This window comes from Pseudomonas sp. GM49 (assembly GCF_000282355.1).
Taxonomy (GTDB): domain Bacteria; phylum Pseudomonadota; class Gammaproteobacteria; order Pseudomonadales; family Pseudomonadaceae; genus Aquipseudomonas.
Map to the genome: position 1 here is coordinate 1 of NZ_AKJL01000016.1, position 20,258 is coordinate 20,258.

24 protein-coding genes and 1 pseudogene are annotated in these 20,258 nt (G+C 56.5%); 14 read left to right on the plus strand and 11 right to left on the minus strand.

Features of this window, described 5'->3' with window-relative positions; all coding sequences use genetic code 11:
• Window positions 1-84 (minus strand): annotated as a pseudogene (locus PMI29_RS32895) (tRNA (adenine-N(1))-methyltransferase); the annotation flags it as partial.
• Between the two features lie 111 nt (window positions 85-195).
• Complete coding sequence (locus PMI29_RS27615) at window positions 196-1,152, minus strand: threonine dehydratase (protein ID WP_007993720.1); 957 nt, start codon at window positions 1,150-1,152, stop codon at window positions 196-198.
• A 105-nt stretch (window positions 1,153-1,257) separates the two neighbouring features.
• Between PMI29_RS27615 and PMI29_RS27610 the strand changes: the two genes are divergently transcribed.
• Window positions 1,258-2,055 (plus strand): helix-turn-helix transcriptional regulator, encoded by a 798-nt coding sequence (locus PMI29_RS27610; RefSeq protein WP_157221338.1) that lies wholly within the window; start codon window positions 1,258-1,260, stop codon window positions 2,053-2,055.
• A 16-nt stretch (window positions 2,056-2,071) separates the two neighbouring features.
• Here the strand turns inward: PMI29_RS27610 and PMI29_RS27605 are convergent, their stop codons facing one another.
• Entirely contained in the window at window positions 2,072-2,620 is a 549-nt protein-coding gene (locus PMI29_RS27605) for a cytochrome b (RefSeq protein WP_007993725.1), read from the minus strand.
• 321 nt (window positions 2,621-2,941) lie between these two features.
• Between PMI29_RS27605 and PMI29_RS27600 the strand changes: the two genes are divergently transcribed.
• Together PMI29_RS27600 and PMI29_RS27595 are read left to right on the plus strand one after the other, a co-directional pair.
• Window positions 2,942-3,232 carry a hypothetical protein gene (locus PMI29_RS27600; protein WP_007993727.1) on the plus strand — a complete coding sequence of 97 codons (291 nt, stop codon included), beginning with the start codon at window positions 2,942-2,944 and terminating at the stop codon, window positions 3,230-3,232.
• Window positions 3,233-3,382: 150 nt separating this feature from the next.
• A complete protein-coding gene (locus PMI29_RS27595) occupies window positions 3,383-3,943 on the plus strand; it encodes a hypothetical protein (RefSeq protein ID WP_007988249.1) in 561 nt (186 codons plus the stop codon).
• 31 nt (window positions 3,944-3,974) lie between these two features.
• Here PMI29_RS27595 and PMI29_RS27590 read toward each other — a convergent pair whose 3' ends face one another.
• From PMI29_RS27590 to PMI29_RS27570, 5 genes are read right to left on the minus strand one after another with little or no spacing between them, the layout of a single operon-like run.
• Window positions 3,975-4,292 carry a cytochrome C oxidase subunit IV family protein gene (locus PMI29_RS27590; RefSeq protein WP_007988247.1) on the minus strand — a complete coding sequence of 106 codons (318 nt, stop codon included), beginning with the start codon at window positions 4,290-4,292 and terminating at the stop codon, window positions 3,975-3,977.
• 13 nt (window positions 4,293-4,305) lie between these two features.
• Window positions 4,306-5,019 (minus strand): heme-copper oxidase subunit III family protein, encoded by a 714-nt coding sequence (locus tag PMI29_RS27585; protein WP_007993729.1) that lies wholly within the window; start codon window positions 5,017-5,019, stop codon window positions 4,306-4,308.
• 6 nt (window positions 5,020-5,025) lie between these two features.
• Entirely contained in the window at window positions 5,026-5,712 is a 687-nt protein-coding gene (locus tag PMI29_RS27580; RefSeq protein ID WP_007993730.1) for a cytochrome c oxidase subunit 3, read from the minus strand.
• Window positions 5,709-7,484 carry a cytochrome c oxidase subunit I gene (gene ctaD, locus PMI29_RS27575; RefSeq protein ID WP_007993732.1) on the minus strand — a complete coding sequence of 592 codons (1,776 nt, stop codon included), beginning with the start codon at window positions 7,482-7,484 and terminating at the stop codon, window positions 5,709-5,711. The genes PMI29_RS27580 and ctaD overlap by 4 nt, the downstream gene beginning before the upstream one ends.
• Window positions 7,485-7,533: 49 nt before the next feature.
• A complete protein-coding gene (locus PMI29_RS27570) occupies window positions 7,534-9,006 on the minus strand; it encodes a cytochrome c oxidase subunit II (protein ID WP_007993733.1) in 1,473 nt (490 codons plus the stop codon).
• Between the two features lie 316 nt (window positions 9,007-9,322).
• On the opposite strand from PMI29_RS27570, the gene PMI29_RS27565 reads away from it, so the two are divergent.
• The gene (locus tag PMI29_RS27565; RefSeq protein WP_007993734.1) at window positions 9,323-9,661 is read left to right on the plus strand and encodes a hypothetical protein; all 339 of its coding nucleotides are present in this window, start codon (window positions 9,323-9,325) and stop codon (window positions 9,659-9,661) included.
• Window positions 9,662-9,691: 30 nt separating this feature from the next.
• On the opposite strand, the gene PMI29_RS27560 is transcribed toward PMI29_RS27565, so the two are convergent.
• Window positions 9,692-10,648: an AraC family transcriptional regulator gene (locus tag PMI29_RS27560; protein WP_007993735.1), complete on the minus strand. Its 957-nt coding sequence runs from the start codon at window positions 10,646-10,648 to the stop codon at window positions 9,692-9,694.
• Window positions 10,649-10,847: 199 nt separating this feature from the next.
• Here PMI29_RS27560 and PMI29_RS27555 point away from each other — a divergent pair, with 199 nt between their 5' ends.
• The 6 genes from PMI29_RS27555 (at window position 10,848) to PMI29_RS27530 (ending at window position 16,324) form a co-directional block, all read left to right on the plus strand.
• Window positions 10,848-11,801 carry a diiron oxygenase gene (locus tag PMI29_RS27555; RefSeq protein WP_007993736.1) on the plus strand — a complete coding sequence of 318 codons (954 nt, stop codon included), beginning with the start codon at window positions 10,848-10,850 and terminating at the stop codon, window positions 11,799-11,801.
• Between the two features lie 80 nt (window positions 11,802-11,881).
• Window positions 11,882-12,304, plus strand: a complete 423-nt coding sequence (locus PMI29_RS27550) for an MAPEG family protein (RefSeq protein WP_007993737.1) — start codon at window positions 11,882-11,884, stop codon at window positions 12,302-12,304.
• A 193-nt stretch (window positions 12,305-12,497) separates the two neighbouring features.
• Window positions 12,498-13,910, plus strand: a complete 1,413-nt coding sequence (locus tag PMI29_RS27545; protein WP_007993738.1) for an NAD(P)-binding protein — start codon at window positions 12,498-12,500, stop codon at window positions 13,908-13,910.
• 16 nt (window positions 13,911-13,926) lie between these two features.
• Window positions 13,927-14,886 carry an alpha/beta fold hydrolase gene (locus PMI29_RS27540; RefSeq protein ID WP_007993739.1) on the plus strand — a complete coding sequence of 320 codons (960 nt, stop codon included), beginning with the start codon at window positions 13,927-13,929 and terminating at the stop codon, window positions 14,884-14,886.
• 15 nt (window positions 14,887-14,901) lie between these two features.
• On the plus strand, window positions 14,902-15,618 hold the full coding sequence (locus tag PMI29_RS27535) for a gamma-glutamylcyclotransferase (RefSeq protein WP_007993740.1): 717 nt from the start codon (window positions 14,902-14,904) through the stop codon (window positions 15,616-15,618).
• Window positions 15,619-15,838: 220 nt separating this feature from the next.
• The gene (locus tag PMI29_RS27530) at window positions 15,839-16,324 is read left to right on the plus strand and encodes an adenosine-specific kinase (protein ID WP_007993741.1); all 486 of its coding nucleotides are present in this window, start codon (window positions 15,839-15,841) and stop codon (window positions 16,322-16,324) included.
• A 474-nt stretch (window positions 16,325-16,798) separates the two neighbouring features.
• Here the strand turns inward: PMI29_RS27530 and PMI29_RS27525 are convergent, their stop codons facing one another.
• Together PMI29_RS27525 and PMI29_RS27520 are read right to left on the minus strand one after the other, a co-directional pair.
• On the minus strand, window positions 16,799-17,152 hold the full coding sequence (locus PMI29_RS27525) for a gamma-glutamylcyclotransferase family protein (protein ID WP_007993743.1): 354 nt from the start codon (window positions 17,150-17,152) through the stop codon (window positions 16,799-16,801).
• Window positions 17,153-17,175: 23 nt separating this feature from the next.
• On the minus strand, window positions 17,176-17,841 hold the full coding sequence (locus PMI29_RS27520) for a M24 family metallopeptidase (RefSeq protein WP_007993744.1): 666 nt from the start codon (window positions 17,839-17,841) through the stop codon (window positions 17,176-17,178).
• 82 nt (window positions 17,842-17,923) lie between these two features.
• Here PMI29_RS27520 and PMI29_RS27515 point away from each other — a divergent pair, with 82 nt between their 5' ends.
• From PMI29_RS27515 to PMI29_RS30720, 4 genes are all read left to right on the plus strand, one after another.
• Window positions 17,924-18,655: a TetR/AcrR family transcriptional regulator gene (locus tag PMI29_RS27515; RefSeq protein ID WP_007993746.1), complete on the plus strand. Its 732-nt coding sequence runs from the start codon at window positions 17,924-17,926 to the stop codon at window positions 18,653-18,655.
• An 88-nt stretch (window positions 18,656-18,743) separates the two neighbouring features.
• Window positions 18,744-19,559, plus strand: coding sequence for a diaminopimelate epimerase (gene dapF, locus PMI29_RS27510; RefSeq protein ID WP_007993747.1), 816 nt, complete (start codon window positions 18,744-18,746; stop codon window positions 19,557-19,559).
• Between the two features lie 60 nt (window positions 19,560-19,619).
• Window positions 19,620-19,940 (plus strand): isochorismate lyase, encoded by a 321-nt coding sequence (locus tag PMI29_RS27505; RefSeq protein WP_007993749.1) that lies wholly within the window; start codon window positions 19,620-19,622, stop codon window positions 19,938-19,940.
• A gap of 178 nt (window positions 19,941-20,118) precedes the next feature.
• On the plus strand, window positions 20,119-20,258 hold a 140-nt coding region (locus tag PMI29_RS30720; protein ID WP_007993751.1), incomplete at its 3' end, for a DinB family protein.

Genomic DNA, 20,258 nt, shown 5'->3' on the forward strand with positions numbered 1-20,258 from the left:
GGAGCCGATATCGGCCAGGCGCGCACCGGCTGGCACATGTGCCGCCACGCGTTCCAGGCGCATGGACAATGTCTGTTCGTTCAACTGCGGCCCCTTTTCACCACGAACGTCCGGCGCCTTTGGCCGGATCGGGGCGCGATTGTGTCGAGCAACGCCGTGCATTTCAAATTTATGTGACCAGGGTCATGGCCCCCTTCACGCAATCACGTGCGCATACACCGATCTGTCGACGTTTCCACCGGACAGAATCACCCCCACCCTTCTTCCCGACATGGCTTCACGCTCCGAAATGAGCGCTGCCAGCGCCGTCGCACCGGCCCCTTCGGCGAGGTTGTGGGTATCGGTGTAATACACGCGCATGGCCTCGGCAATCTGCGCATCACTGACCGCTACGATCCGCGCCGCACCTGCCGCGTAGACGGCAAAGGCTTCAGGCACTGGCTTGCGTACGGCCAGACCGTCGGCAAAGGTGGTTGCCGAGGCGGTTTCACACAGGACTCCGGTGTCAAACGACAACTGTGCGGCCGCCGCTTCCGTGGAAACCACGCCCACCACCCGGGTTTTCAGGCCAAGCGCATCGCGGGCGGCGATCACCCCACAAATCCCCGATCCACAGCCAATCGGTACATATACGGTATCCAGGTCCGGCGCCGCGCTGAACAGCTCCAGCGCATAAGTGGCGACGCCTTTGACCAGCTCGCTGTGAAACGGCGGAACCAGGAAGAGGTCATGCACGTGCGCAAGGCGTGCAGCCTCTTCACGGGCCTCATCGAAATCGCGGCCATACTCGACCACTTCAGCGCCAAAGCCGCGCATGGCGTTGTTCTTTTCTACCGAGTTACCTTCCGGCACTACGATCAATGCCCTCAGACCCAGTGCGCCAGCCGCCAGTGCCAGGCTCTGGCCATGGTTGCCGCGGGTAGCGCTGACAATACCCTTCGTGCCTGGGTGCTCGTGTTTAAGCCAGTGCATGAACGTGATGCCGCCACGTATTTTGAAAGCACCGGTAGGCGTGTGATTTTCGTGCTTGACCCACACCGTGCAACCCAACCGCTGAGCCAGCAAGGGCCAAGGGTACTGGGCGGTGGCCGGCATGACCTGATAAACGTTGCGTGCCGCCTGTTCGATATCGTCGCGAGTCAGTCTGTGCATGAGTTATCTCCCTGAGATTTTGCACAGTCTGAACACGGGCGCAGTACTCCGGCTTTCAAAAAACCGACCTGACTTTTGTCCCCCCTCTTCACTACTATGGCGTTCATGAGCCATCGAAATCGCCTGCCGCCATCGCTCCTGTCCGAACCGGTCCGCCGTATCGAGGCCGGCCCCTGGGCGATCGAATTGCTCCCCGGTTGCGCCTACGCGACCCGATATGTAGCGACCCAGGCGGGAATCGGCTTTGCCTTCGACAGCCAGCGAGGCCTGCACGCTATCGGTAGCGACCGGGTACATCCTTTCGATGCCGTGCCCAACGGCCTGGCGTTTATCCCCGTCGGGTGTGACGTGTTGTCCGAATCGCCCAAGGGCGGTGAATACCTGCGGGTGATGCGCACAGACGGTGTTGCGTTGATCGGGGATCGCGCCTTCAACAATCGCATCGATCAACAGGCCACTGCCCTCGCACAGCGAATGCGCGCCGCGCTGTTGCACGCGTGCGTGGAGGACGACTGGGAGGCCTGGGCACTGGCATTGTCCGAGCGGACGACGGGTAGCGAAGCCGTGTCGGCAGCGCCCCATGCCAGGATAACGGGCAACCGGATGCGCCTGCTCGATGAGTTCATTGATGCGGGCCTCGATAGCCCGTTGAGCGTATCGGCGATGGCGGGCCTGCTTGGATTGTCCGAAGGATATTTCATGCGGGCATTCAAAAACGCCACAGGCAAAAGCCCGCACAGTTACCTGATCGACCGACGCCTCGCCAAGGCCCGTGCCCTGATGCGCGATTCGACCGCCACACTGGCTGAAATCGCCTACGCCTGCGGTTTCAATTCCCAGGCGCACATGGCGACCACCTTCAGGCAACGCCTGGGCGTGAGTCCGGTGCAATTGCGTCAATAATGAAACGACAGGAAAATCAGCGGTTGCGTGCGGGCAGCATGCCCTTGAGCACATCATCCTTTTCAACGAAGTGATGCTTGAGCGCAACCAGTAGATGGCCACCTACCAGAGCGCCACACAACCACGCCATGTAGGTATGAACCGACTTTGCCAGATCGTACAGGCTCTGATCGGGGTCAACGATTGGAGGGAGCATGAACAGCGCCGCCACCATGACGGGTTTGTCGGCGACCGAGCTCCAGTACCAGCCGGACAACGGCAGCCCGATCAAGGCCACGGCGTACAGCAGCACATGCCCGACCAGCGCACCACGCTTCATCGTCGGGCTCATCGAATCCGGCAGCGCCGGTGCCGGGTGACTCAACCGCCAGGCGATACGCACGACGATGAGAAACAGCAGCGTGCTGGCCATCGCCTTGTGCAAGTAGGTGAGTTCATGGTGGGCATTGAGTTCGTCGCGCCAATGCGTCGCCACAATTCCAATGACCCAGGCACCCAACCAGATCAGGGCCATGCCCCAATGCAGCCACTTGGCTGTACCGGTGTAACTTCCTTCCTTCGCCATCACGCTTTCCTTCCCGTCACTTTTGAAGGCGGATTATCGCGACATGGCGTTATCGTAAAAACAGTGAAATGTGGGTTAAACCTATCGAGATTTTCGATGTAGATCGTGTTCGCCAGTCTTCAAAACGCCCAGCGTAGTCACGTGTTTCGCCTTCGATCGGACCGGCAGAAACCGACCACATGTGGCCGGTGGTCGTTGCATGTCGATTGTCGCCAGCGTTTGGCTAAGCTTATTGAATCAGGGCGACCTGAAACATGGGGGGATTGCGGACATCAACGGATCTGTATTGGCATCAAGACGGTACTCTCAAAGGAGACGACCATGTATGCGGTGATAAGAACCTACCTGGGTGCTGGAGCCAAGCAGCTATTCGAGCTTATGGAGGAGCGCAAAGTCGACATCGAAGCGACCTTGCGGACAGTACCTGGCCTCATAAGCTACACACTGCTGAATACGGGTGATGGTGGTACTTCGATCACTGTTTGCACGGACAAGGCCGGCAGTGATGCGAGCCTGAAAGTTGCGCGTGAGTGGATTCAGAAAAACACCTCGCATATCCATTCGAACCCGCCGATCGTGACGGAAGGTCCGGTCATTGTGCAGATCAACTAGCGACCGGTCCGCATGTTGGCAAGTGCTATACTTCGGTCAGATTGCATCAAGTGTGCAACGTTCTCAACAGTACAGATAGCGACTGCAAATTTCGGTTAACAGCTGCCGGACAGAGGAGGTCTACAGCAAACTCTGGATGGGAGGTGTGGCATGAATCGACACTATTACATCAGTGACAATCTCAACGATCTCGAAACCGTTGAAAATGAGTTGGAAGCCAGCGGCATCAATTCCGAGCAGATTCATGTGCTCAGTGAAAAAGTTGCTGATGTTGAACAACATCACCTCCACGAGGTTAACTCGTTAATGGAACAAGATGCTGTTCACTCTGGTGAGATTGGCGCGGTGATCGGTCTGCCCCTCGCAGCACTGGTTCTGGGTGGCGCCTATTGGATGGGCTGGACCGAATCCGCCGCAGGCTGGATGCCCTTTATCTTCCTTGCCATTGTTATTTTGGGCTTCTGCATCTGGGAAGGCGGTTTTTTTGGGTTCCAGGTCCCGAACACTCACTTCCGCAATTTCAGTCAGGTGGTAAAAGAAGGCAAACATATCTTCTTCGTGGATGTTGAACCGAATCAGGAATCGGTCCTGGACCAGGTAATCGGACATCATCCAATGCTGAAAATCGCCGGCACGGGAGCGGCAGCCCCTCACTGGACCGTAGCCTGGCAGCACAAATGGCATCAATTCAAACGAGTGATATCGGGTTAGTCCCTGGAGACTCAAGGCCATCCAAAGCAGGTTATTGACCAAAGAAAATGACCCGGCTGAGGAAAACATAATCTGCTTCGGTGGCCATCAGTCCGACGAGCACCAGCAAACACAACGGTGGCACCAAAATGGCGTAGACCATGGCCAACCGTTCCCAGGCCATGTGCATGAAGATGGAGACAATCAGACCTGCCTTCAACAACATGAACGTGATAATCAGGGCCCAACGAAGGTAGCCATGGAAGTGGAAGTAATCGACCAGGTACGACAGCGTACTGAGGACGAATAACAGCCCCCAGATTTTAAGATACAAACTGATTGGATGTTGCTGACCCTGCGCATGTGCCATCACCTGTGCTCCTCTACCATAAATAGAAGAAAGCAAAAATAAACACCCACACCAAATCCACGAAGTGCCAGTAAAGCCCGGCTATCTCGACGTTCTGATAGTTTCCGGAGCGCTCATAATCTCCCCGCATTACTTTCATCGCCACAATGCTGAGGTAGATGGCGCCGATTGACACATGCAGTCCGTGAAAACCGGTAATCATGAAAAAGCTGGCACCAAATTGCGCCGCCCCCATGGGGTTCCCCCAGGGACGCACTCCTTCTGCGATGAGCTTGCTCCATTCAAATGCCTGCATGCTGACGAAGGTCACACCCAAGGCAGCGGTCGCCAGCATCAGGGCAGTGGTTTTCGCACGATCACGGCGATAGGCGAAGTTGACGGCCATGGCCATGGTGCCGCTGCTGCTGATCAGCACAAAGGTCATGATGGCGATCAGAATAAGCGGGATTTCTCTACCGCCGATCGTCAATGCGAACACTTCACTGGGGTTCGGCCAGGCGGTAGTGATGGTCATGCGTACCGACATGTAGCCGGTTAAAAAACAGGTGAATATAAACGTATCGCTGAGCAGGAATATCCACATCATCGCCTTGCCCCAGGGGACCTGCTTGAAAGCCTCCTTATCCGAGGCCCAGTCGCTGGCGATGCCCTGCCATCCCGGGGCAGGTGGCAAGCCTGGTGGATTGGATGAACTGGACTCGCTTGGGGCTTGTGGGTGCGATGCCATGGCTTTTCACCTCAGGCCGCAGAGTCTGGCGATGGCTTCATAGGTTTGCGGCGTGCTGGTCAGCAGCGCGAACAGCACGAACCAAAGACCCAACAAGTAATGCCAATAGATGGCACAGAGTTCTACGCTGGCGCTGAGTTGCGGCAACGGCACATGGCGCAGGAGTTTGGCGACGGTTCTGCCCCAGGCAATCAACCCGCCCAGCAGGTGGAACCCGTGCACACCGGTCAACAGGTAGAAGAAACTGTTGGCCGGATTGCTGGCGACAAAGTAGCCCCAGACGACAAACCGCTGCCAGACCCAGAGTTGCCCCGCCAGAAAGGCAATTGCGAATACGCCCCCCAATACAAAACCAATGACCGTTGCGTCCAGTCGAGCCTTTCGGGCAGCCATGCGCGACCACTGCAGTGCGATGCAACTGATCACCAGAAAAGCCGAATTCAGCCACAGGGGCCATGGATTGGCCAGCGGCGCCAAGGGTTCTGTCAGGGGTAGCCAGTCGGCCATTTGTGAGCGGGCGATAAAGGCGAGCAGGAAGAGAAAGAATAACGAGCTCACCACAGCCAGAAACAGGCGCAGGCCTATTCTTGCAGTCTGGTTTCTATCAGCGGCGGCCTGAATACCTTCAGGATCGCGATTCCAACTGCCGCCGGGGTCAGCGCCGTCGGCGTTTCTCAATAGCAGTCTGTTCATGTTTTAACGTCCGCTATCCTGGTTCCGGCACTGAGTTGCCGCATTTGCTCCAGTTCCTCGGCGGAGACCGTTTGCGGCACGAAATCCTGTTCTATCCCCGGCACGCTGTAGTCATAGGCCCAGCGATGCACCACCGGCAGCTTCGCTCCCCAGTTACCGTGTACCGGTGGGGTGTTCGGCGTTTGCCATTCCAGGCTGGCCGCGCCCCAGGGATTACTGCCTGCGGGTTTGCCTTTAAATGCACTCCAGGCCAGGTTGAACACAAACAGCAACTGGGAAACGCCGACGGTCAATGCGACCACCGTAATGAAGGCATTCAACTCTTGCGCCGACTGCGGGATGAACGCGTAGTTTTCATAGGCGTAGTAGCGCCGTGGCATGCCCTGGAAACCCAGGTAGTGCATGGGGAAGAAGATGGCGTAGGTGCCCAGAAAGGTAATCCAGAAATGCAGCTTGCCCAAGGTGTCGTTCGTCATGCGCCCGGTCACTTTCGGAAACCAGTGATAAATGCCGCCGAACACCACCAGTACCGGTGCGACACCCATGACCATATGAAAATGGGCAACGACGAAATAGGTGTCCGACAGCGGAATATCCACGATCACATTGCCGAGAAACAACCCGGTCAGACCGCCGACCAGGAAGGTGACGATAAAAGCCAGGGCAAACAGCATAGGCACGGTCAGATGGATGTCACCCCGCCACAGGGTCAGCACCCAGTTGTAGACTTTCAGTGCGGTCGGCACCGCGATGATCAAGGTGCTGATGGCGAAAAAAAAGCCAAAATACGGGTTCATTCCGCTGACATACATATGGTGCGCCCAGACCACAAAACTGAGTACGCCAATCGCAATAATGGCCCACACCATCATTCGGTAACCGAAGATGTTTTTACGCGCATGGGTGCTGATCAAGTCGGAGACCAGACCAAACGCAGGAAGCGCAACGATGTAGACCTCCGGGTGGCCGAAGAACCAGAACAGGTGCTGGAACAATATCGGGCTGCCACCCTGGTGATCGAGCTGCTGCCCCAGCGAGATCATTGCCGGCATAAAGAAGCTGGTTCCCAAGAGCCTGTCAAACAGCATCATGACCGCGCTGACAAACAACGCCGGGAAGGCCAGCAAGGCCATGATCGAGGCCATGAAGATTCCCCATACCGAGAGCGGCATGCGAAACAATGTCATGCCGTGCGTGCGCGCCTGCAACACCGTGGTGACGTAGTTCAACCCGCCCATGGTGGCGGCGACGATGAAAATCGCCAGTGAGACGAGCATCAGCACAATGCCCCACTCGACCCCCGGTGTCCCCCGGGCAATGGACTGTGGTGGGTAGAGCGTCCAGCCTGAACCCGTGGGGCCGCCAGGGACAAAGAAACTGGCGAGCAACACCACGACCGCCACCAGGTAGAACCAGTAGCTGAGCATGTTGACATAGGGGAAGACCATGTCACGGGCCCCCACCATCAACGGGATCAGATAGTTGCCGAAGCCTCCCAGAAACAACGCCGTCAGCAAGTAAATGACCATGATCATGCCGTGCATGGTCATCGCCTGATAGTAAGTACTGGCATCCATGAACGCCAAACTGCCGGGGAAGCCTATCTGCATGCGCATCAAGTCGGACAACACCACGGCGATAAGCCCCACGAACAGAGCCGTCAAGGAATATTGAATGGCTATGACCTTGTGGTCCTGACTCCAGATGTATTTGGTCAGGAAACTTTTGGGCTCGTGCAGCGCTTCTGTCTCGGCTTGCTCCGCATAGGCCATCACGTCATTCTCCTGTCGAAGTTTCAGTGTATTCCTGGCTGCTTTACGGCTACTTCCCTGGCTCCGCCTTGCTTGCATCAGCGTTGGCATTCGCTTTGGATTTGATAAAAGCGATCAGCGCGTCCAACTCCTTGTCGCTCGGTTTCAAGGCCGGCATAACGGGTGCATAACCCTTGACGACTTTGACAGCAGGATCAAGAACCGATTCCTTTATATAACCCTCATCGACCTTGACGCTCGTATCGTCAGCAAGGGTTTCGGTCTTGCCATACAGGCCCTGCCAGCTGGGGCCGACGCCCTTGTTGCCATCGACACTGTGGCAGGCCAGACAGCCAAGCGACCCGGCCAGCCGCTGTCCCTGCGCTACCAGGTCTTCACCCGGGCCCGATGCCGAGCCAGCAGAAGCTTCATCGCCCTGCTGTCCAGCACCCAGTGATTTGATCAGGGCGACGAGCGCACCCAGTTCATCGTCAGTGAGAGTATAGGCCACCATCACCGGCGGGTAGCCCTGTACCAGGCGGGCCTTCGGATCGAGAATCGACTCTTTCAGGTAGGCCTCGTCGACCTGCACACGGGTGCCATCGGCAAGCTGTTCAGTGCGGCCGTACAACCCCTTCCATCCAGGACCGAGACTGGCACTGCCATCCTGGCTATGGCAGGCACTGCAGCCGTACCTCTCGACCAGCAGGCGGCCTTTTTCCAGCACGCTGTCCCGACCGGGTTTGGCAGCCGTCGTTAATGTCTGCGCGAAAGTCGGTTGGCTTTTTAGCCATTGATCGAAGACGCCCTGCTCTTCCACGATCATATGGCCACGCATGTTGTAATGACCTACGCCACAATATTCAGCGCAAAGGGTTTCATACTTTCCGGTTTTAGTCGGCGTAAACCAAAAGTACGACACCATCCCAGGCACCATGTCCATCTTGCTGCGAATTTGCGGTACATAGAAGTCGTGCAGAACGTCTTTAGCGCGCAGTAAGACTTTCACCGGCCGATCGAGCGGAAGGTGAACTTCATTATTGATTACAAGCACATCGTCCTGCCCTGCAGGATCCTTGGGATCAAGACCGAGGGGATTGGCGGAGTCAACAAACTTGATATCCGATTTGCCCAGCTTCTCGTCTTGACCGGGAAAGCGAAAGGCCCACTGCCATTGCTGGGCGATCACTTCAAGTTCGTAAGCATTTTTCGGCACCCGGATGAAATCGTTGTAAACAACCAGACCTGGCGCCAACATTCCGGCAATACCGACCGAGGTAACGATAATCAACCATAATTCCAGTTTTTTACTTTCTGGCTGGTAGGCCGCCCTGGCACCCTCCTTGTGACGAAACCGCATCACCGCTACTGCCATGAATCCGGTGATGGCAATGAAAAATATTCCGCTGATGATCAGGGTGATGAACAGGGTGGTGTCTATGGACCCCCAGTTGGAAGCTGCCGGTGTCGCCTGCCAAGGCGCTAGTATGTGGAATAGCACTGATGCAATAACGATTAGTATCAAGATAATTGCTATTGCCATTTGCTCTTCATCCTATTCCTGTTGTTCATTGGTTATGCAAAAGCATCGCCACTGACATCCAAGCAGGGCAGACAAATACCACCTATCAGGGCGGTAAAGTCAGTAAGGAGTATAGAGCCATCGGCTTGTACCGCGAGGTTGGCAAGAGAGGTCCGGTTGCCAGCTATACTTGAACTCTGATGACGGACAGCTGCCATCGGCCAGTAGCGGTACCAAGGGGCGAACCCTGCCCTTGTGCAGTCGTCAAACATGAGTGATCGCAATAAGCAGGGACGCTAACTAATAGAGTCCAGCAATCCACATGGGAGGTTTCGTCATGAGTGCCCTGACGATCGAAGGCTGGTACAAGCCCAGCCCCGACCAGAAGTCCATCCCGATCGGTGAGATCCATTTTTACGTCGACGGCCCTCTCCATGTCCGTCTGGAGGAGGCCGAAGAGCGCTTGCAGAATTCCCACGAGCGTGAAGCCATGGTCGATGTCGATATGGACTCGATGGATTTGATCATGCCCGAGGGATACGCCCCCTTGTCCGACTGTCAGATGCGTGTCTATTTGCACCACGAACGCGGTCAGTTTCACCTGGTCGGGCACCGTGCGAGCGATGGCAGCCTGATCTATACCAACGCGGTGTTGATTGATCAGCTGATTGAGTAACGGCTACGTGATTCTCGGCACCGGACTCTCTCATGCAGATTGTCTGCGCCAAGTGCCGGGGGAAGTGCCGAACTGGCGTTTGAATGCGCGACTGAACGCAGCTTCGGATTCGTAGCCCACTGCAAAGCCGATTTGCGCCACATTGCCGCGACCTTCGCGCAAGTGTTGAGCCGCCACGTGCATACGCCAGAACGTCAGGTATTGCATCGGTGGCTGTCCGACCAATGCGGTGAATCGCTCCGCGAATACCGAGCGCGACAGACCCACTTCAAGCGCCAGTGCTTCTGCCGTCCAGCCCTCGGTTGGACGAGCATGGAGCAGCGCCAGTGCGCGCCCGATATGCGGATCCCGCAAACCCGCCAGCCACCCGCGTCGCTCGGCGGGGAGGCTGGCGACATACTGGCCGACGGCTTCGACGAACAGCAATTCGGATAGCTTGGCAATGACCGTTGTCGAGCCGACGCGTCCCGCCGCGATTTCACTGACCGCAAAACGGAATGAGCTTTCGATCCAGGCTCCCGAGCGCGTCGCGCGTACGTCTAATTTCAATAAGGATGGCAGCGACGAAAGCAACGGACTGAAGGGTGTTTCAGAGCCGAGAAAGCCGCACAACAACTGCGTGGCCTCGCCGCCCCCGCCGTACCTGATCCGTGAAATTGCGCCGACTTCTGGCGGTTGAATAACTTCGCGCGCCGACATGGGCGCAATGCTCAGGTCGCTGCCAAAAGAATGAGCGTCGTTGCGAGGAAGCAGAACGAGTTCGCCTTCCCTCACGTCGATGGCGGCACTACCGTCGATTTGTATTTGCATGTGCCCCGCGGCGACAAAATGCGACGCAATGATGTGTCGAGGTGCCGCCAGGAACGGTTTGCAATCATCCGCCGAGATTCTGCCGTTGATGCACCAGGGCGCAGTGAGTTCCGCCTCGAGGAAGACCCCTCCAGACAGCCGAATCACGCGCAACACATCAGAAAGCGCATCCAGCAATTGCCAGCCCTCCTTTCCGGAGTCCGGAGCATGTAATCAGGCGCACCGGTCATTCACCGCCTGAACTGCGACGCCTAGATTAGCACCAACGCGGACATGGTGATCGAGACTGTTCCCAGAGGCTTCACCCATGGTCATTGGCTCCGACGTCAACCGAAATTGCCTTTTTCAAACTCGACCCGGGCAACAGGAGATCCATATGAACACCGCCGTTACCCTACCCGACCCAGCGTCGGGCAACGCCGCCCGTTATGCGCAAATTGTCAGATCATCGAAAAAAACCGAATGGCAGATCGATCGCGATTTGCTGCAGAACCGGAGTTTCGACTTCTCGCGCAAGTTCTTGCCCGATGGACTGTCGCAGATCGGCCGCCTGACCTTTCTCGCCGCGGCCGAGGCACGCCTGCTCAGTCAGATTCAGGGCCGGACCTATGCGTATGTCTTTGGCCTCGTCGAGCGCTTTATCAGTGCCAAAATGCTCGATCAAGGTCGGGCCCATGTCTTTGACAATCAACTCGCACTCGAAGCGCTGGTGCGCTTTTCCAACGACGAGATCAAGCACCAGGAGTTGTTCCGGCGCATGGAGACGATGATGGGTTCGCAATTGCCAGCGGGATATCGTCAAGTTGCCGATCCAAACGATGTAGCGCGCGCGGTACTGGCGGCCAGCACTTGGTCGGTGTTGGCGCTGACCTGTCATATCGAGCTGTTTGTTCAGGCGCACTACGTGCAAAGCATCGCCCCGCGCGAGGAGCTGTGCCCGTTATTCAAGGATGTCTTCAAATTTCACTGGAAGGATGAAAGCCGGCACGTCGTACTCGATGAACTGGAGTGGCAGGCCGAGCACGCGAAACTCTCGCCAGCCGAGTGCGACCTGGCAGTGAATGATCTGATTGCGCTGGTGGAGGCCATCGACGCAATCCTGCAGGCGCAATCGGCATCCGATGCCGACTACTTCATTGGTAATGTTTCACGAACATTCAGTATCGAGGAGACAACGCAAATCAAGGCCTGCGTGCTGGGCGCCTACCGCTGGCAATACATTATCTCGGGCGTGCAGCACCCACACTTTGGCCAGCTGCTGAGGCGCATGACAACACCCGCACAGATGTCCAGGATTCAGACCGCGCTGGCACCCATCTTGAGCCATTGATCGACAGCGCGCGACCGACTGCCCGTCGGCCGCGCGCCGTGGGATGACGTGCTGATAATGATCTATCGAGGATCGCGGCCATGACGATACCGATGTGGATGCTGCTTGGGTTTGCGACCTGGACTTTGCTGCTGTTGATGGCAACCGTCGGGGTTTATCGCTGGGTTGGAATCCTGTTCTCGAGTGTTCCGATTGCCTCTTTCCGAAGCGATCAGCTCGAAGGCGAGGATTGGTATCGGCGCGGGACCAGGGCACACGCCAACTGTGTGGAAAATTTGCCGGTCTTTAGCGTCATCGTATTCGTGATTTCAGCCCTTGATGTCAACGGCTCTGCAGTGAACTACCTGTCCACACTCGTCCTGATCGCTCGCGTGTGCCAGTCACTGGTTCACGTGTCCCACGAGCAAACCAATACGTTCGTGGCGGTTCGGTTTACCTTCTTTTGCGTTCAGTTGGCCTGTTTTCTCGCGCTCATCGTCATAACCGCTTGTCACGGCATATGAATGCGGCAGAGGTCCACTTGGAGCCGAGACTGGGCCGAAGCAGCAAAACCAGGAACCGCTGGTGAGTGGTATCTCAGGCTGCAGCCATTAATTCCATCGGTTATGTGGGTGAGGAGCATTCGTTCTATTAGGCTCGGTACAGGTAGCTAATCTACTGAGGTTGAGGGGGCAACCTTCAGAAAGGCGAAAGCACATGGACGCAAATCCGATCAAGACCGACTACCTGATCATCGGTGCTGGCGCGACGGCCATGGCTTTCGTCGATACGCTACTCAAGGAAACGAATGCACGCATCGTGATGGTGGATCGACACGACCGACCTGGCGGGCACTGGAATGATGCCTACCCGTTCGTGCGATTGCACCAGCCCTCGGCCTTCTATGGCGTCAACTCTCGCGAACTGGGCAGCGCAACGAAAGACAAAGCGCAACTGAACGAAGGCTTGTATGAGCTAGCCTCCGGCGCCGAGGTGGTGAGCTACTTCGACCAGGTGATGAATCAGCAGTTTCTGCCGTCAGGTCGAGTCCGTTACTTCCCCATGTGCAACTACACCGGCGACCGCATTGACGACCACCGCTTTACCTCGCTGGTCAGCGACGCAAACCATCAGGTCCGGGTGCACAAAAAGGTGGTAGACGCCACCCATGCCCAGACAGCGGTTCCCTCGACCCACCCGCCCAGGTACAGGGTGGAGCCCGGCGTACAATGCGTGCCACTGAACGACCTGCCGAAGATCCGGCAGCCACACTCTGGCTACGTAGTGGTGGGATCGGGCAAGACCGGGATCGACGCTTGTCTGTGGTGTCTGCAAAACAGTATCGCGCCCGAAAAAATCTGCTGGATCATGCCGAACGATCCATGGTTGATCGACCGGGCCAACCTTCAACCTGGCCTCGACAGCTTCGAACGGACAATCGGTGGCCTCACGGCACAGTTTGAGGCCATCGCCGCCGCAGACTCGATCCCGGACCTGTTCTCCAGGCTTGAGGCGGCGGGCCAGCTCCTGCGTATAGACAAGTCCGTCGAACCCACTGCTTACCGCTGCGCCACCGTCACACAGGCGGAATTACGTGAGCTTCGACGCATCGACAATATCGTGCGCCTGGGCAGGGTGCGGGTTATCGAGCCAACGCGCATCCTGCTCGAGCAAGGCCGCATCGCCACGAGCCCAGGTGCTCTGCACATTGACTGCAGCGCTAGTGCCATCCCGTCACTGCCTGACATGAAGGTGTTCGACGGCGGCAAGATTAACCTGTTGATGGTCAGCAGCTGCCAACCCTTGTTCAGCGCGGCCTTGATCGCTTATGTGGAAAGCCACCTGGCCGATCAGGCGCAAATGAACGCGCTGTGCACGATGGTCCCCCCGCCTCACATCCCCACGGACTGGATCAGAATGTGGGCGGTCTACCTGGGAAACCAACTACGCTGGGGAGAGCATGAAGGCCTGGCCCGCTGGATCAAGCAGTCGCGCTTATTCTTTCTGAATGCGGTGGTCAGGGGCTTGCAAGAAACCGACACCGAGAAACTGGCACAGCTGCATCGGCTCGCTGTCAGCAGGCAGCAGGCTCTGGCGAGTCTGCCGCGGTTGCTGGGGTCCATCGCTTGAATTGCAGGAAGCGCACATGAACGAGCCACACCTTGAAATGCTCGACATCAATGGCATCCGCATGCAGGTAGCAACGCAAGGTAGCGGCCCGTTGGTCTTGCTATGCCACGGTTTCCCGGAGCTGTGGTACTCGTGGCGCAACCAGCTTGCTGCGCTGGCGACCGCCGGCTATAGAGCGGTCGCGCCTGACATGCGCGGCTATGGCGGCACCGATGCGCCGGCCGAACCCGACGCCTACACCACACTCCATCTGGTAGGCGACATGGTCGAGTTGGTCAACGCACTCGGCGAACAGCAAGCCGTGATCGTCGGCCATGACTGGGGCGCGCTGGTGGCCTGGAGCGCAGCATTGATGCGACCCGATCTGTTCCGCGCAGTGGTCGGCATGAGCGTTCCCTTCTCGCCACTGGGGCACGTGGAGTTCCTGAGCGCACTTGCCTCGCGGGGTATCAGCGACTTCTACATCCAGTATTTCCAGACGCCGGGTGTGGCCGAGGCCGAACTGGAAAGGGACGTCGAGTCGTCGCTGCGGCGCATGTACTTCAGTGGCTCGGGTGACGGGCCTGATCGGACGATGTTCGGAATGCTGCATCCGGGCCAGGGCTTCCTGGAGGGGATGATCGAGCCCGAGACCCTGCCAGCCTGGCTAAGCCGTGAAGATCTTGCCTACTACACCCGCGAATTCACCCGCAGCGGATTTCGCGGCGGCTTGAACTGGTACCGCAACATAACGCGCTCATGGACACTGCTGGCACCTTGGCGCGGTTGCATTATCCGGCAGCCGTCGATGTTCATTGCCGGACAGCGCGATGACGTACTGAAGTTTCCGAACTCCCCGCGGCAGATCAAAGCCTTCGCGCAGACACTGCCGGGACTGCGCGGGTGTCATATCCTCGAAGATGCCGGCCACTGGATACAGCGAGAACGCGCGACAGAGGTCAATGAGTTGCTACTGGGCTTCCTGAAAGAACTCTGATCGGGAGGTTACGGTATGGCACCTCTGAGAACCACGCCCGCCAAAAGACGAAACCTGACTGCGGAATTGGTCGCTCGGGTTGAGCGTTTCGAGCCCGATCCCGGCCCCGAACCGGGCACGACCGAACACACCGAAGCAGAGTTCGATGCGATGGTGGAAGCACTTTTGTTTGAATACAAACCGCAAGAACTTTGGGTCTTCGCTTATGGCTCACTGATATGGAATCCGGAGTTCGATTTTTTGGAGAGCCGTAGCGCCACCGCCTTCGGGTGGCATCGATCGTTCTGCCTCAAACTTACCCGCTGGCGCGGCACGCGCGAGTTGCCGGCCCTGATGCTGGCCCTCGACCGGGGTGGAAGCTGCAACGGGTTGGCATACCGGCTTCCGACGCAAGACCATTTCAAGCAATTGGCACAGTTAATGGTCCGGGAAATAGACGCAAACCCGCCGACCAATGTCCCGCGCTGGATTTCGGTTAAAACCGAGTCCGGGATATTGCGTGCATTAGCCTTTGTCGCCGCACGCGATGGAATGGCCTATGTCGGAAAGTTGCCCAAGGAAAAGGTCGCCCATGTATTGGCTCGCGCTGCCGGGCACTGGGGCTCGGCGGCCCAATATCTGTTCCGGACGGTGACAATGCTGGAGGAGCATGGCATTCGGGACCGCAATATGTGGCGGATACAAAGCCTGGTCGCACAGGAAATCGAAGACTCCCTGCTTGCTGTGAAATAGCCAGGCAGGGCAAGCGGCCCCCGCAATGCTCGCCCTTTGGGGGTTACCTACCGACAAAAGCTCCATTTAGCTTGAGCGCCTGTAAAGGGTCGGTTGCGGCCCATTGTGACAGGCAGCAAACGGTTACAAGCAGTCAGTGGACGGAGCAACAACCAACGAGTAGCTATGCTTGGTTTGTTGACAGACTCTGGTAGCAACATCGTGAAAGGAGGCGTATGAGATGCAACTCATCACGTTGAAAATCGATAAGCCGGATGTGACGAACTTCATTTTGGGGCAGACGCACTTCATCAAGTCCGTCGAGGACATCCACGAAGCGCTGGTCAATACAGTGCCAGGTATCCAGTTTGGCGTGGCCTTTTGTGAAGCCTCTGGCAAATGCCTGGTGCGATGGTCCGGCACCGATACCTCAATGATTGAACTTGCACAGAAGAATGCGAAAGCCATCGCTGCAGGCCATAGCTTCATCATTTTCCTGGGCGACGGTTTCTATCCGCTGAACGTGTTAAACACCATCAAAATGGTTCCAGAGGTGTGCCGTATTTTTTGTGCAACAGCCAATCCAACCGAAGTGATTCTCGCTGAGACGGAACAAGGACGAGCAATCCTGGGCGTAGTGGATGGCTTCTGTGCCAATGAAATTGAAGGCGATGAAGACATCCTGTGGCGCAAGAACTTGTTGCGACAGATTGGCTACAAGCAGTGAATTGCAGAGCGAGCATTTCGTGGGAAAGGGACTGGTTTGATGTCGTCTGGCGGAACATCTGCGAGGTGTCGATTGCAACTGGTCGCGGATGGCCGATGAGGCGTTCCGGCTTGATGTCGAACTGCGCTTCGACCCGGTCGATCATGTTCTTGGTGCTCTCGACCTCGGCCGTGCGATGAGCCGGTGTGGGTTCCACATCCACGTGAACGAGTAAAACAGTCGCTCCTGCCCACTCGATAACTGTCCCGTCATGCTGAGTGCTTCCCTGCTGGCCAATGCAGATATTTTGCCGCAGGCCAGACAGGGGAGCTACTTCTTCAATAAAATCAGACGAAAACAGTCAGTCAAAGAACTCCATACCTGCATACGGCTGGTGCTGGCATTGCTCAAGCCGTGTCAGGATTGTCGGAGCATCATTAAGCTTACTAACAGCTATAGCGCTCAACGCCTCTTCACTTTCCGCATCGTCGGAATTCAGGCTTGCACGTAGACCCAGGCAGTGGCTCCAGACTTCAACACGACCCCTACCCGCCGATAATCGGCCACCTCATATTCATCGGCAGCCGCCAACTCGTTCGCGGTGATCTCAAACACAGTGCCGGCGATTTCATCCGACGGGTCACCGCTCTCTTGCACTATGGGGTGGTGGGTTTTCCCACTCGCGGCCCGCACTGCCGGATCGATGATCTCGACCCAGTTCTGTTTGTACCCCGGCAGGCTATCAGCTCGCCCTTTCAACTCGCGCCCGAAGGTGGACAGCTGGACGGCCGGATCTTGCAGGGTGCCATAGGAGAACAGCAGCACCGGTTGCTCGGTTGCGTGGGTCATTGGAGCTCCTTGGTTGAAGTCGTTCAGATCAGCAAGTCTTCATAAAACGCGCCAAATGGACGCTCGTGATGGGCAAGCTGGATTTCCAGAATCCACAGGCCGGTGTTCGGATATTGATTCAAATCCCCAAGGTCACCGCCCCGGTAAATCGCATGGGGAAAATCACTGACCCTGTGACCCTTGATGTCGAGGTTGAGCTTCCACCCCATGTCCTGTGCCTGGGCGGCGGCAAAGTCGTAAAGCGCCACCCCGGAAACCCGCTCACTGCGCCAGAAACTTTCGACCCGATTGAACAGCTCCTTGGCCGCCGCAGCACAGGCGATCATTTCTGGATCGGAGCCGGTGGTGAATGTCGCGCCGGCATCACCTTCATGCCCTTGCCAAACCACGCCCATGTCGATGAAGAAAATATCTTCGGCCCCCAGCTCGGGATCGCCATCAGAGCGCTGCTTGAAGGTCTTGAGCGTGTTGGCGCCAAAGCGAACCAGCAACGGGTGCCAGATCCGATCCATGCCCAGTTCCGCAAGGATGTCTTTACCTCGCAACTGCGCCTCGGATTCGCGCATACCGGGCGTGATGATACGGGCGATCTGATCGATAGCCGTCCAGGTCATCTGCTGTGCGTGACGCATCGTTTCCAGTTCGTAACGCTCACCTACCGCTTCTTTGCTGCTCAAGACCGTACTCATCATTCATTCCCTTGGTAAGAAAGCGCAGGCCAAGCGCTATATAGTTTTGTATATTGCGATATTCAATATCAAAGATAAAGCCATGACCCAGGCTTCACCCAACCTTATGACAATCGCTAGCACCCAGACCGATGATCAATGCAGCGCGCCGGATCACTCTCTCAAGCCCACAGCGACCAGCATCCGCCAGCGCAATCAGCACATGATCCTGAAGGCGGCAAGCGAAGAGTTTTCAGTGACTGGCTTCGACGCCACACAGACTCGTGACATCGCGGCGCGTGCCGGGATTCCCAAGGCAAATCTCTATTACTATTTTCAAAGCAAAGAGAATCTATACGCCCGAGTACTGCTGAGTTTTGTTGAACCACTGCTGAAAGCTTCAGCGGCATTAAGAGAAAGCGACGACCCGGTGGTTGGCTTGCAGGCCTACATACACGCCCGGATTCGCATCATTCAAGAAAACCCTCACAGCTCAAAAGTCTTCAGTCACGAACTGTTGTTTGGTGGAAAACATTTACCTGAGGAGTGCAAGAACTCGCTGCAAGCCGAGGCTCAGCGCAACGTCGATTGCCTGCGCAGCTGGATTGATCGTGGCCTGATCGCGCCAGCTGATCCCGAACATTTGATGCTCTTCATCTGGTCGGCAACCCGAACCTATACGAATCTCGGTTGGCAGATGTCACTCATAACGGGCACACCAAAACCGGACGACGCAGACTACAAGTGTGCGGCGGCGACCATTACGCGGATGGTGCTGAGCGGCGCGGTTCCAAAAACAGAGAAAGGAATTAAAGCCGCAGCATTTATAACTTGAACAAACACCAACATTCTGTAGTCATGCGAATAGGGATAGTTCGCTTTAGAACATCAACTCATCACTTGTCTCGCCGCCAGGTCTATTTATGCCGCTGAGCTTTCATAAAATGCACGCCAATGGCGATGATTTCGTTATCGTGGACTCGCGAAACTCACCTAATCCAATCACAAGCAATATGGCTCGGCGAATGGGAGATCGGAACCGGGGAGTCGGCTTCAATCAACTCGCGGTGGTGCTCGATTGCGATGATGCAGATGCGCGTTTGATGTTCTGGAATGCAGATGGCTCAACGCTGGACGCTTGCGGCAGCGCAACGCGGGGGGCCGCGGATATGCTGATGCGCGAATCCAATACGACTTCGGTCGCACTGCGAACCAACCGTGGCCTGCTAACTTGCGAACGAACTTCAACCGGTGCCATTTCTGTAAACATGGGAAAGCCGCTTTTGGGCTGGTCGGATATTCCTCTGGCTCTGGAAATGGATACTTCAATGTTGCCACTTGCCGGTGACCCAACGGCTTGCAGCATGGGAAATCCGCACTGCACCTATTTTGTGGATGATCTGAAAGCAGTTGAGATTGCGACGATTGGACCGTCAATTGAAACCAACCCCTTGTTTCCCCTCAGGACGAACGTGCATTTCGTCCAGATCATTGACCGAGAGCACATCCGGTTGCGTATTTGGGAGCGTGGGGGTGGTATTCCGCTGGGTTCAGGCTCCTGCTCTTGTGGCGCCGCGGTTAACGGAATTCGTCGTGGCTTGTTAGCCAATTCTGTTGAGGTTGAATGTGACGGCGGAGCTGTAACGGTTCAATGGGATGGAGTGGGATCAGTCTTTCTCACCGGGCCGATAGAGACGACTTTTTCAGGAGTAATCGCGGATACTCTGTTGAAAGCCTGATTTTCAGGCAGGCCGCTATCCGAAGGCCCACGAGTTTTTTCAGCAACCGGAGTCACCTACATGGACGTCATCAATCAGTTGCAGCCCGAAGAGTGTGCAGGCATGGAGGATATCCGACGCGAAATCGATGCCCTTGACCAAGTCGTTATCAAGCTTTTGGGCAAGCGTTTTCACTACGTACTGGCGGCCTCGAAGTACAAGACCTCAGTGACGTCGGTGCGTGCTCCGGAGCGTTTCAAGGCCATGTTGGCGACACGACGCGAGTGGGCGGAGGCTGAAGGCCTGAGCCCGGATGCCATCGAGAAGATGTACGGCGATCTGGTGAACCACTTCATTGCCGAAGAGATGAAACACTGGGCGGCTCATCAATCCGAAACCTGACCCTGGTGCCCGGACTGTCCGCCATGGGTCGACAGAATACTTTCGCCGGCTGCACGCATGTCCAGGCAAAAGCGGTCCCTCTGTTGCGCCACCCTGAAAACAACAAAACCCAATACTGGATTGGATTTCAGGATGAGCGTGGAACGCTGATCAAATAGTCACTCAAAGGATGAACACGATGAGCCGCACCGACCATATCTGCTTGATGGCGACCTATAACGAGTGGATGAACGCAAAGATATATGAGGCTGCCAAACGCCTACCAGATGAAGAGCTTTCAGTGAATAGAAAAGCATTCTTTGGTTCTATTATCGGGAC